The 12,097-nt window shown below is 67.3% G+C and carries 11 protein-coding genes; 6 read left to right on the top strand and 5 right to left on the bottom strand.

What is annotated here, in order from left to right:
- Positions 1–22: 22 nt before the first annotated feature.
- Together rlmKL and CKW06_RS08385 are read right to left on the bottom strand one after the other, a co-directional pair.
- Positions 23–2,161: a bifunctional 23S rRNA (guanine(2069)-N(7))-methyltransferase RlmK/23S rRNA (guanine(2445)-N(2))-methyltransferase RlmL gene (gene rlmKL, locus CKW06_RS08390; RefSeq protein ID WP_024958727.1), complete on the bottom strand. Its 2,139-nt coding sequence runs from the start codon at positions 2,159–2,161 to the stop codon at positions 23–25.
- 145 nt (positions 2,162–2,306) lie between these two features.
- Positions 2,307–2,834, bottom strand: a complete 528-nt coding sequence (locus CKW06_RS08385) for an alpha/beta hydrolase (protein WP_024958728.1) — start codon at positions 2,832–2,834, stop codon at positions 2,307–2,309.
- A 72-nt stretch (positions 2,835–2,906) separates the two neighbouring features.
- Here CKW06_RS08385 and CKW06_RS08380 point away from each other — a divergent pair, with 72 nt between their 5' ends.
- Complete coding sequence (locus CKW06_RS08380) at positions 2,907–3,473, top strand: N-acetylmuramoyl-L-alanine amidase (RefSeq protein WP_012479642.1); 567 nt, start codon at positions 2,907–2,909, stop codon at positions 3,471–3,473.
- An 870-nt stretch (positions 3,474–4,343) separates the two neighbouring features.
- On the opposite strand, the gene CKW06_RS08375 is transcribed toward CKW06_RS08380, so the two are convergent.
- The 3 genes from CKW06_RS08375 to CKW06_RS08365 all read right to left on the bottom strand — a co-directional run bounded on the left by CKW06_RS08375 (position 4,344) and on the right by CKW06_RS08365 (position 6,965).
- Positions 4,344–5,246 carry a sulfurtransferase gene (locus CKW06_RS08375; RefSeq protein WP_024957876.1) on the bottom strand — a complete coding sequence of 301 codons (903 nt, stop codon included), beginning with the start codon at positions 5,244–5,246 and terminating at the stop codon, positions 4,344–4,346.
- Positions 5,243–6,046: a CoA pyrophosphatase gene (locus CKW06_RS08370; RefSeq protein ID WP_024957875.1), complete on the bottom strand. Its 804-nt coding sequence runs from the start codon at positions 6,044–6,046 to the stop codon at positions 5,243–5,245. Before CKW06_RS08370 ends, CKW06_RS08375 begins: the two co-directional genes overlap by 4 nt.
- A gap of 217 nt (positions 6,047–6,263) precedes the next feature.
- Positions 6,264–6,965 carry an FKBP-type peptidyl-prolyl cis-trans isomerase N-terminal domain-containing protein gene (locus CKW06_RS08365; RefSeq protein ID WP_024957874.1) on the bottom strand — a complete coding sequence of 234 codons (702 nt, stop codon included), beginning with the start codon at positions 6,963–6,965 and terminating at the stop codon, positions 6,264–6,266.
- Between the two features lie 167 nt (positions 6,966–7,132).
- On the opposite strand from CKW06_RS08365, the gene CKW06_RS08360 reads away from it, so the two are divergent.
- From CKW06_RS08360 to pstS, 5 genes are all read left to right on the top strand, one after another.
- Positions 7,133–7,915: an enoyl-CoA hydratase/isomerase family protein gene (locus CKW06_RS08360; protein ID WP_024957873.1), complete on the top strand. Its 783-nt coding sequence runs from the start codon at positions 7,133–7,135 to the stop codon at positions 7,913–7,915.
- A 4-nt stretch (positions 7,916–7,919) separates the two neighbouring features.
- Positions 7,920–8,273, top strand: a complete 354-nt coding sequence (locus CKW06_RS08355) for a hypothetical protein (RefSeq protein WP_005408795.1) — start codon at positions 7,920–7,922, stop codon at positions 8,271–8,273.
- Positions 8,273–8,962, top strand: coding sequence for an endonuclease III (gene nth, locus CKW06_RS08350; protein WP_024957872.1), 690 nt, complete (start codon positions 8,273–8,275; stop codon positions 8,960–8,962). The genes CKW06_RS08355 and nth overlap by 1 nt, the downstream gene beginning before the upstream one ends.
- A 196-nt stretch (positions 8,963–9,158) precedes the next feature.
- Positions 9,159–10,370, top strand: a complete 1,212-nt coding sequence (locus CKW06_RS08345; RefSeq protein WP_024957871.1) for an OprO/OprP family phosphate-selective porin — start codon at positions 9,159–9,161, stop codon at positions 10,368–10,370.
- A gap of 222 nt (positions 10,371–10,592) precedes the next feature.
- Positions 10,593–11,609: a phosphate ABC transporter substrate-binding protein PstS gene (gene pstS, locus CKW06_RS08340; RefSeq protein WP_012479636.1), complete on the top strand. Its 1,017-nt coding sequence runs from the start codon at positions 10,593–10,595 to the stop codon at positions 11,607–11,609.
- The last annotated feature ends 488 nt before the right edge of the window (positions 11,610–12,097 follow it).

Below are 12,097 nucleotides of genomic sequence, written 5' to 3'. Positions count from 1 at the left end.
GGATCCGACCCCGGGCGTCGTGTTACCCCAACCGCTTCAGCTCCCACGCGCGATGGATGCGCGCGTTGCGTTCGAAGTCCGGCCCGATGGTGCGCGCGGTGATCTCGCGGCACTGGGCAAATTCGGCAATGGCGTTTTCTTCCAGCTTGAAGCGGCGGAAGTTGTTCGAGAAGTACAGCACGCCCCCCGGGGCCAGCCGCGCCACCGCCGCACGCAGCAGCTTCAGCTGTTCGCGCTGCACGTCGAAGTCATCGGCGCGTGCGGAGTTGGAGAAGGTCGGCGGGTCACAGAAGATCACGTCGTACTGGCCACGGTCGCCTTCCAGCCAGGCCATCGCATCGGCCTGCACCAGAAGGTGCTGGTTGCCGCCCTGCCCGTTCAACGCCAGGTTGTCGTAGCACCACTGCAGGTAAGTGGCCGACAGGTCGACGCTGGTGGTGCTGGCGGCACCAGCCACGGCGGCCTGCACGCTGGCCACGCCGGTGTAGCAGAACAGGTTGAGGAAACGCTTGCCACGCACCTGCTCGGCCATCATCCGGCGCAGCGGGCGATGGTCGAGGAACAGGCCGGTATCAAGATAGTCGAACAGGTTCACCTGCAGCAGTGCATTGTTCTCGCGCACTACGATGAATTCATCTCGCTGCTCGAAGCGGCCGTACTTGCTGCCGCCCTTGCCGCGCTCGCGCGACTTCATCGAGACCTGCTCCGGCGGCACGCCGAATACTTCGCGCGCGGCGGCCAGCAGTTCGTTGCGGCGGCGGCGCACGTCGTTCTCGGGAATCGCGGCCGGTGCGGCGTATTCCTGCACGTGCAGGAAGGTACGGCGCTTGCCACCGTCTTCCTCGTAGACGTCGATGGCGGCCGCGTATTCCGGCAGGTCGGCGTCATAGGCACGGAAGCAGGTGATGTGCTCGCGGGCGCGCCAGCTCTTGAACTTCTTCAGGTTCTTGCGCAGGCGATTGGCCACCATCTGCGCACCTTCGCTCAGCTCGCGCGGTTGTGCCGGATCACGGCCCGGCACGGCAATCGGATCGCAGACGATCAGCGCGCATTCCAGCGCACCGTTGAACATCTGGTACTTCTTGCTGGCGCGCAGGCCGGTGGCGAAGGCCAGCTCGTCGTTGCCGCACAGCAGGCTGGCACGCCACTGCGGCACCGCCTTCTGCAGGGCGGTGCCCAGTGCGCGGTACAGCGCCGGATCGGCGGCCAGGCGCTCGTCGTACGGCGGGTTGCAGACCACCGCACCGATCTCCTGCTCCGGCGCGGCCAGGTCGGCCACATCGGCACGGGTGAAGCGGATCGCATGAGCGACGCCCGCGACCTCGGCATTCTCGCGTGCCGCCTGGATCGCGGTCGGATCGATGTCGCTGCCGTGGATGACCGGCTTCAGCGCGGCCAGGCCGGCGGCCTCGCGATCGCGTGCTTCGCTCTGGAGGGTCTTCCAGGCCGCCTTGTCGAAGCCCAGCCAACGGCTCGGCGGCAGGCTGCCGTGGCGCATCAGGCCCGGGGCGACGTCGGCGGCCATCAGCGCGCCTTCGATCAGCAGCGTGCCGCTGCCGCACATCGGGTCCAGCAGGCCGCCACCGGCGGCGTGCTGGCGCGGCCACTGCGCGCGCAGCAGCAGCGCGGCGGCCAGGTTCTCCTTCAGCGGTGCCTCGTGGGCGGCGCCACGCCAGCCACGGCGATGCAGCGGGCCACCGCCGAGGTCGATCGACAGCGAGGCGCGGCCCTTGCGCAGCGACAGGTTGACGCGCACATCAGGCAGGTCGGTGTTGACCGAGGGACGCTCCAGGCCTTCATCGCGCATGCGATCGACGATGGCGTCCTTGATCCGCTGCGCGGCGAAGCGGGCATGGGTGATCTTGTCGCCGGACACGTGTGCGTCCACCGCCAGGGTCATCTCCGGCTTGATGTGCTCGTGCCACGGCAGCGCACGCACGCCGTCATACAGGGCCTGCTCGTCCGGGCACTCGAACTCGTCGATCGGCCACAGCACGCGGCTGGCCAGGCGCGACCACATCACGATCCGCAGCGCCTGCTCCAGTTCGCCCTCGGCGTTGACGCCGGCAATGGTGGCAGTGGCCTTGCCAAGGCCCAGGGCCGACAGTTCATCGGCAAGCAGGTATTCCAGGCCCTTGGCGCAGGAGACGAAGAATTTCACGGGGTCGGTTCGCAGGTGGTCGGGCGCGGCACAGGGGCCGGGCCGGTCGGAAAGGAGGGCCGTAGGCACGGCCGGCAGGCCCGCGCCAGGGGCGGCGGGGCTGCCATTGTAGTCAAAGCGGGCAGGCGCGCCGTGCGCCCGGGCTTCACAGTTGCCGCAACAGGCGCTCGAAGGCCTGCGCGGAGGCCTCCACGTGGCGTTCCAGGCGGTGGCCGTCGTCGACCAGCAGCAGCTGCGCCGAACGCGCCTGCGCCCAGGCGATGACCCCGGCGGCCGGGACCACATCGTCATGCCAGGCCTGCACCACGGTGGTCGGCACGGCGGCGGCATCCAGCGCCGGCATTGGTCCCATGGTGGTGGGCGGCACCATCAGGAACAGGCCGGCCACCGGCACCTGCAACGAGGCGATGGCAGAGATGTAGGCGCCCAGGCTGGAGCCGGCCAGCACCACCGGCCCCTGCCGGGCAGCGATGGCGGCGCGCTCGACCAGGCGGCGCAGGCGGGTCGGCACGTCGCCCACCCGGCTGACCTCGCTCATCGCGTCCAGGTCGGTGTAGTCGGGGCGCTCGTGGGTCCAGCCCAGGCGCTGTGCCACCTCGGCCAGCGCGGTGACCTTGGTCGCTTCCGGGCCGCTCTCGAAGCCGTGGGACAGGATGCAGTGGCCGCGGCTCATACGTGCGCTCCGTGGGCGCGGGCCAACCAGGAAAGAGAAGGCAGGTTCATGCCGCAATGCTAGCATCGCCGGATGCCCAACCCGCTCCTGCCCGGCCTGCAGCTGCAGCCCCTGCCCTACGAAGACCGCCTGCCACTGCGCGACCCGGCCACGCTGGAGATGGTGGTGATCCACTGCACCGAGCTGCCCGACCTGGCGATGGCCCGCGAGTACGGCGAGCGTGTGCTGTACGACAGTGGTGCCGGCAACAGCGGGCATTTCTACATCGACCGCGATGGCAGCGTGGTGCAGTACGTGGCACCGGAACGGGTGGCCCACCACGTGCGCGGCATGAACGCGCATACGCTGGGTATCGAACTGGTCAATACCGGGCGCTACCCGCACTGGTTCGACAGCCGTCACCAGGCGATGGACGAGGCCTACACCGAGGCGCAGCTGGAAGCGCTGGAGCGGCTGCTGCTGGCGCTGGTGGCACGCTATCCGTCGCTGCAGCGGATTGCCGGGCATGACCAGCTGGATCGGGAGCAGGTGCCGGCCAGCGATGATCCGACGCTGATGGTGGCGCGCAAGCGTGATCCGGGGCCGTTGTTCCCGTGGGCGCGGGTGCTGGCGAAGGTGCCACTGCAGCCGGTTGGGTAAGCGGCAGGGCTGCGCCCTGCACCCGCAGAAGCAACGTCAACGTCAACGTCAAGAGCTGGCATTCCGGGGGATGGCGGGGTGGGTCCGGTTGCGGGGGACGCCGTAAACCCGTCCATGGGGGCTTGGCCGCGGCATCCATGCCGCGGACACCCCCGCAACCGGCCCCACCCCGCCTTCGACAGATTTCTGCCGCTGTTGGTGGGTGCCGACCTTAGTCGGCACGGAGTCGGATCCCGTTGCCACGCAACGGGCTCTGACCCCGATTTACGCTCGATAGGGTCAGAGCCGTTTCCCGTTGGAAAACGGATCCGACCCCGCGCTTCTCAGGCGCCGGTCGCCACCGGGCGGCAGCTGTCGCTCACCCACCCGCTCCACGAATTGGTGGGTGCCGACCGTTGGTCGGCACGGAGTCGATCCCATGGCGACGCAACGGACTCTGGCCCCGATTTACGCTCGATGGGGTCAGAGCCGTTTTCCGTTGGAAAACGGATCCGACCCCGCGCTTCTCAGGCGCCGGTCGCCACCGGGCGGCTGCTGTCGCTCACCCAACGCTCCACGAATTGGTGGGTGCCGACCTTGGTCGGCACGCGGTCGGATCCCGTTGCCACGCAACGGGCTCTGACCCCGATTTACGCTCGATGGGGTCAGAGCCGTTTTCCGTTGGAAAACGGATCCGACCCCGCGCTTCTCAGGCGCCGGTCGCCACCGGGCGGCTGCTGTCGCTCACCCAACGCTCCACGAATTGGTGGGTGCCGACCTTGGTCGGCACGGGGTCGGATCCCGTTGCCACGCAACGGGCTCTGACCCGGATTTACGCTCGATAGGGTCAGAGCCGTTTTCCGTTGGAAAACGGATCCGACCCCGCGCTTCTCAGGCGCCGGTCGCCACCGGGCGGCTGCTGTCGCTCACCCAACCGCTCCAGGAGTCGGCGTAGATGCGTGCGCCGCTCAGGCCTGCGCTTTCCATCGCCAGCAGCAGGTGGCAGGCGGTCACGCCGGAGCCGCACATCAGCACCACCTGCTGCGGATCACGGTTGCCGATCACACCCTGCAGCTCGACGCGCAGTTCCTGTGCATCGCGCAGCCGGCCGTCGGCGACGTTCAACGCAAACGGACGGTTGACCGCGCCGGGTACGTGGCCGGCGACCGGGTCCAGCGGCTCGACTTCGCCGCGGAAGCGTTCGCCCGCGCGTGCGTCGACCAGCCAGCCCGGCGCGTGCTTCAGGCGTGCGCTGATCTCCTCGGCATTGGCGATCCGGGTGGTGTCGAAACGGCCCGGGTAAGCCGGCAGCGCGGTCACCTCATCCGGCCCCGTCGCCAAAGGTTGCCCTGCGGCCTGCCACGCGGCGATACCACCATCGAGCACGGCCACCTTGCTGTGCCCGATCAGGCGCAGCAGCCACCACAGGCGCGAGGCGGCCATGCTGCCGTCGCTGCCGTCGTAGACCACCACCTGCGTGTCAGGACCGATACCCCACTGGCCGAGCTTCGCGGCGAAGGCATCGCTGTCCGGCAGCGGATGGCGACCATGGCCGACGCGCGACAGATCGGACAGGTCACGATTCAGATCGGCATACACCGCACCCGGGATATGACCTGTCAGGTACTGGCCGCTGCCCGCCTGCGGATCGGCCAGCGAGGAACGTGCATCAACCACGCGCACCGCGGTGCTGGCGGTGGCGCGTGCGTCGACCACACGGATGCCCTCGCCCAACGCGGCAGCCAGGGTGGCGACATCGACCAGGGTGGTCCACGGCGGATCGATCGGGTTCATTGCACTTGCTCCAGGCGGCGACGCAGGTTGTAGAGAATGGCCGCGGTGGCACCCCAGATGCGCTGGCCGGGCCAGCTGTACTCAAGGACGTGACGGATGCGGCCGCGATGGTTGATTTCGACCTGGCGCAGGTTGTCCGCCGCCATCAGGTAGTCCAGCGGCACCTCGAACACCTCGGCCACTTCGCTGGGCTGCGGCACCGGCACGAAGTCCGGATCGACCACCGCCACCACCGGGGTGACCCGATAGCCGGTGATCGTCACGAAAGGATCGAGATAGCCCAGCGCCTGCACCTGGCCCGGAGCCAAGGCGATTTCTTCCTGGCTCTCGCGCAATGCTGCCGCCAGTGCGTCGCGGTCGTCGGGCTCGGTGCGGCCGCCGGGGAATCCGACCTGGCCACCGTGCGTGCGCAGGGTTTCGGTGCGACGGGTGAGGATCACCTGCGCGCCACTGGCGCGCGGCACGATTCCCGCGAGCACGGCCGCTTCCACCGGAGGCCCGGGCGGTAGCAGATCGATCAGTTCGCTGCGGTTCCAGCCATCGCCGGCCGGCGGATCGGCCAACGGATGCAGCGCGCGCATCAAACGTTCGTGGTCGGCCAGCGAGCCGCGCAATGATTGCTGGAGCTGGGCCCGCAAAGGCTGCACGCGATGCAGGATGCGACTGCGTTCGTCGTTGCTCATCGACGACCACCGTGCGATTTCATCGATATGACGCCCGCAGCCGGTGCACTGCCGGTGCGGATCCAGCGTGCACACGCCGATGCAGGGACTTGCGACAACACGCGCCGTTTCTTCCATTGTTTGCACCCGGCAACAGTAGCGCGAACGGGCTGAATTTGCGCGGGTGGGCCGGTCGGACGGTAGAGTCGACTGTCAGTCGACTCGCGCGCGCAGCGCGGGCGTTTCCCCGATGTGACCCAAGAGCAGTCGACTGACAGTCGACTCTACCGTCAGGCACTACGCAAACAAAAACGCGCCGGTGGAATCACCGGCGCGTTTGGTTTACTGCTTCGATTTACTTGACGCTGACCAGCTTGATCTCGAACTGCACAGCCACGTTCGGCGGGAACGGGGTGCGCGGGTCCGCACCGTAGGCCTGGTCCGGCGGCAGGGTGACTTCCCACTTCGAGCCGGCCGACATCTGCAGCAGGGTCTCGCGCATGGCCTTCATTTCGACTTCGCTGACCTTGATCGACGGGATCTGCTGGGCCGGGCGGGCTTCGGTCGGGCGCTGGCCGTACGGGAACGGACCGGCCACTTCCAGCTGCACGGTGCTGGCCTGGGTCGGCTTGGCACCCTTGCCGGCTTCGATCACGCGGTACTGGACGCCGCTCGGCAGCGACTGCACGCCGGCCTTGGCCTTGTTCGCCGCGATGAACTGATCGCTCTTGGTCTTGTTTTCGGCAGCAGCCTTCTCGTACTCGGCCTTGGCAGCCTGGGCACGGCCCTGCTCGCGCTTCTGGAACGCTTCAACGGCCGGCTTCAGCTGCTCGGCGGTGATCGCCGGCTGCTTCTTGGCGTAGGCATCCTGCAGGCCCTTCACCACCGAGTTGATGTCCAGCTGCTCACCACGACCGGTCAGCTCCGCCAGGTTGTTGCCGTAGTCGTAACCGAAGTAGTAGCTCAGCTTGCCCTTTTCGGACGAGACGTCCTGGGCGAAGGCATTGCCCGTCAGGGCCAGGGCCGCGACGGCGACCGCGATAGAACGCAACTTCATCAAACAGTTCTCCAGGGGTGGTAACTCAGGGACGTTCTGCGCCGCCCTGAGGCGACGGGTTAGGATAACGGGCGCAACGTGTAACCGCTACTCACGATGCAGGCTATGACCCGTCTGCGTTCGCGGAGTTCAATATCACTTTTTTTTAACGTTCCAGGAGTTTCCCCGTGGCCGATGCCCTGATCGCTGTCACCGACGACGGCGCCATCCGCACCGTGACCGTCCAGCGCCCGGACAAGCTCAACGCCCTGAACGCCGCGACCCTGCAGGCCCTGGCCGAGGCCTTCCGCGCCGCGGCCGCAGACCCGGAGATCCGCGTGGTGGTGCTGACCGGTGCCGGCCCGAAGGCGTTCGTGGCTGGCGCTGACATCGCCGAGATGAACACACTCAGCGCGGTTCAGGGACGTGATTTCTCGCTGCTGGGCCAGGCCCTGATGCGCCAGATCGAGCGCATGCCCAAACCGGTCATCGCCCGCGTCAACGGTTTTGCCCTGGGCGGCGGCCTGGAACTGGCCATGGCCTGCCACCTGCGCATTGCCGCCGATACCGCCAAAGTCGGCCAACCGGAAATCAATCTCGGGCTGATTCCCGGCTTCGGCGGCAGCCAGCGCCTGCTGCGCCTGTGCGGCCGCGCCGCCACCCTGGAGCTATGCCTGCTGGGTGCACCGATCAATGCCGCACGTGCGCTGGAACTGGGGATCGTCAACGAGGTGGTACCGGCCGACGCGCTGGACAACCGCGTGCAGGATATCGCCCGGCAGCTGGCACGCTCGGCGCCGCTGGCCCTGCGCGGCCTGCTCGATGCGGTGCACGTGGGCGGCGAATGCAGCCTGGAAGCCGGGCTGGAATACGAAAGCGCACAGTTCGGCCTGCTGTTCGCTACCGAGGACATGCGCGAGGGAACCAGCGCCTTCCTGCAGCGCCGCCCGCCGGCCTTCCAGAACCGCTGACGCCATGGCATCCCGACCCAACCCCGCGCAGCTGTTTGCCCGGGTCCAGGCAGACGATCTCGACGGCGCCCTGCAGGCCGGGCTGATGGACTATGTCGCCCGCGCCGACGACGCGCAGTTGCTGCCCGGCCACCCGGAACTCCCGCAGCGGTTGCAGCAGGCCCAGCAGCAGCTTCAGGCCGCCTGGGCGGCACGCGAACGCTACCGCGCCCGTGCGGTGCGACTGGCCCGCCGGGAAGCCGAACGCGACGCGCGGCGCACGCCCGCCCCGGCGCCGGACGTGAAGCCCGCCCTGCCCGCTGCGGCGGCCGCCATCCTCGCCCGGGCCAAGGCCCGCGCCAGCGGCAAGGAGCAGTAATGGCCACCACGAAGAAGACCCCACGCGCCCCGGCGCTGCGTGGCGGCACGATGCCGCGCGCCGACGTGGTGGAAATGTTCACCCGCCTGCGTGAACTCAATCCGCACCCCAAGACCGAACTGGAGTACAGCTCGCCGTTCGAGCTGCTGGTGGCGGTCGCGCTGTCGGCGCAGGCCACCGACGTCGGCGTCAACAAGGCCACGCGCCGTTTATTCCCGGTCGCCAACACGCCGGCGAAGATCCTTGCGCTTGGCGAGGACGGGCTGAAGCAGTACATCGCCACCATCGGCCTGTTCAACGCCAAGGCCAAGAACGTGATCGCCACCTGCGCGATCCTGCTGGAAAAGCATGGTGGTGAAGTGCCGCGCGATCGCGATGCGCTGGAAGCGCTGCCGGGCGTGGGCCGCAAGACCGCCAACGTGGTGCTCAACACCGCGTTCGGCGAGCCGGTGATGGCGGTGGACACGCATATCTTCCGCGTCTCCAACCGTACCGGCCTGGCCCCGGGAAAGAATGTGCGCGACGTGGAAGACAAGCTGGTGAAGGTGATTCCCGCCGAGTTCCTGCTCGACGCGCATCACTGGCTGATCCTGCACGGTCGTTATGTGTGCAAGGCGCGCAAGCCGGATTGCCCGGGGTGCGTGATCGCCGATCTTTGCCGGTTCAAGGAAAAGACCACGGCCGAGTGACGGCCGCATCCATGCAGGGCGTGGATCGACTGCAACCAAGGCGCAATCCGGGCGTCATACGCAAGCGGTTTCAATGGCAGGCCCTGCCGTGACGGGGCCTGCGGTGGATGTCTGCCGCGCGTGAACTGTCACATTTACGCAATCTTTACCTTCTAGCCTGCGCGCATCTTCCCACCTGCCTGCAAGGCTCCTCTCCATGAAACTGCATCACCAACTCCTGACGGTGGCCGTGGCTGCTGCGCTGTATGTGCCGGCTGCATACGCCGAAGTCGCCATCGACGTGATCGGCGGTTCGGAAATCACCTTCGAAGGCCTGGTCCAGGCCGATGGCAACTGGTTCCACAACGATGTGGTCGACCTCAACGGTGGCGACGCCGGCAACGGCAAGAACAGCGAATTCGAACTGCGTCGCGCCGAGCTGGTGCTGAAGGGCAAGGGCCCGGGCAACGTGGAGTGGGTGGTCGGCTATGACGCCAAGGCCGACAAGTTCCTCGACACCAACGTGAAGTACAAGCTGCTGGGCAACGCCAACCACTTCCTGCAGCTGGGCCAGTTCAAGCAGCCCAACAGCCTGGAAGAACTGTCCAGCACCAAGAACAACGATTTCATTTCCAAGGCAGCGGTCACCAACACCTATGCCATCGCCCGCCGCCTGGGCGGCGCGTACAGCTACGGCCAGGACAACTGGTCGGTGACTGCCAGCGCCTTCGGCCGCGAGCTGACCCGCAACCTGGCCCACGGCAGCGGCTACGGCGCGCGTGGCACCTGGGCCCCGATCAATGAAAAGGGCCAGGTCCTGCACTTCGGACTGAGCTACGTCAACTACGACACCGACGCCGACACCCTGCGCGTGCGTGCACGTCCGAATGCCGACCTCGCCACGGCCCGCCTGGTCGACAGCGGCAACCTGACCGACACCGACCGCGTCAGCACCATCGGTGCCGAAGCGATGTACTTCCAGGGCCCGTTCAAGGCCCAGGCCGAGTACTACACCAGCAAGGCCAAGCGCTACGACCACGACAACTACACCAGCGACGGCTATTACATCAGCGGCGTGTGGAACGTGACAGGCGAGACCTGGAGCTACAAGGGCGGCACCCCGGGCACCGGCCTGCCGAACAACCCGGCCGGCGGCCAGTGGCAGCTGGGCGTGCGCTACGACCACATGGACCTCAATGACGGCAACCTCGCCGCCAACCCGGTTGCCGGTCGCCCGCCGATCGTCGATGGCGTGCTGGGTGGCAAGATGGACATCTGGACCGTGGGCGCCAACTGGTACCTGCGTTCCAACTTCAAGCTGATGCTCAACTACGTGATGGTCGACAGCAAGAAGTACAGCTCCACGGCGCGCGGTTTCGTCAACGATGATCCCAACATCCTGGAAGCCCGCGCGCAGTTCTTCTGGTAAGTCCAGCCCCCTGCGTTGACCCGCGAAGGCACGGCCCCGGCCGTGCCTTCGTCGTTGCATCGGTAGCCGCGCTGCCCTGCCGGCGCAGCGGACGTGACATCGCTCATGACGCGTGTCACGCCCGCGTCATATGACAGACGCGGGGGTGTCACGCAACCGTTATGGAATGTGCACCGAAACGTCGGGCAACCGCCCTTCGACCACCACCCCAGGAGTCTCCCCGTGATCCACGCCTTCAAGTCGCGCGCCGCTGTCGCCATCCTGGCCGCATCGTCCGTGTTCGCCGCCAACGCCGCCGATATCACCGGCGCGGGCGCATCGTTCATCTACCCGGTCATGTCCAAGTGGTCGGCCGACTACAGCACCGCAACCGGCAACAAGGTCAACTACCAGTCCATCGGTTCCGGCGGCGGCATTGCCCAGATCAAGGCCAAGACCGTTGATTTCGGCTCCTCCGACGCGCCGCTGAAGCCGGAAGACCTGGCTGCTGCGGGCCTGGCGCAGTTCCCGTCGGTGATCGGCGGCGTGGTGCCGGTGGTCAACGTGGCCGGCATCGCGCCGGGCGCGCTGAAGCTTGACGGCGCGGTGCTGGCCAACATCTTCCTGGGCAAGATCAAGACCTGGAACGACCCGGCCATCGCCGCGCTGAACCCGGGCGTGACCCTGCCCAACGCCAAGGTCACCGTCGTGCATCGTTCGGACGGCTCGGGCACCACCTTCAACTTCGTCAATTACCTGTCCAAGGTCAGCCCGGAGTGGAAGAGCTCGGTCGGTGAAGGCACCTCGGTGCAGTGGCCGGCCGGCATCGGCGGCAAGGGCAACGAAGGTGTTGCCGCCTATGTGAAGCAGATCAAGGGCGGCATCGGCTATGTCGAACTGTCCTACGCGCTGCAGAACAAGCTCTCCTACACCGCGATGAAGAATGCCGCCGGCAAGTTCGTGCAGCCGAGCGACGCCTCGTTCGCTGCCGCTGCCGCCAGCGCCGACTGGGCCAACGCCCGCGACTTCTACCTGGTGATGACCAACGCGCCGGGCGCCGAGTCCTGGCCGATCACTGCCACCAACTTCATCCTGGTGCAGAAGACGCCGAAGAATGCTGCCAATGGCAAGGCGACCCAGGAGTTCTTCCGCTGGGTCTACAAGAATGGCGACGCCCAGGCCCGCCAGCTGGACTACGTGCCGCTGCCGGACAGCCTGGTCCGCCAGATCGAGACCTACTGGTCGCAGAACCTGAAGTAAGCAAGCGCGTTCCCCCGCAGGAACGGGGGCGGCGGGTCCTCTCTCCCCCGCCGCTCCCACCCGGGCGCGAGATCCTCGAGATCTCGCGCTCTTCTTGTTTTTGGGGGATGGGTCGTGAAGAGCGCTGCGCTTCCAATCTACTGCCCGGAGTCGGCGCAGGGCCCAGCCCGGGACACGCCGTAAACCCCGCTCCGAGGTCCGGCCCAGCCGCTGGCGGCTGTGCGTTCGGGCGCTTGCGAGGCAGTGCCTCGCAGGCAAACCGCCCTCACCCTTGGGGGCTCGTCCACGGCATCCATGCCGTGGACGGTCCTGCACGCCCTGGCCCACCGCCTCTCGACTGTTCATCGGGCGCGCGGTGGGGTCATGGAAGGCAGGAGCAAAGGCAGGAGCGTTTGTAGAGACGAGCCCACGCTCGGCTGGGTGCTGGAGCGTGCGGACCAACGGTCCGCACCTACCGAGAACAGGGAGCAGTCGAGCATGGCTCAACT

This window comes from Stenotrophomonas maltophilia (genome assembly GCF_900186865.1).
GTDB lineage: Bacteria > Pseudomonadota > Gammaproteobacteria > Xanthomonadales > Xanthomonadaceae > Stenotrophomonas > Stenotrophomonas maltophilia.
Note: the sequence above shows the minus strand (reverse complement) of the source record. Positions and strands in the feature narration are given on the sequence as shown.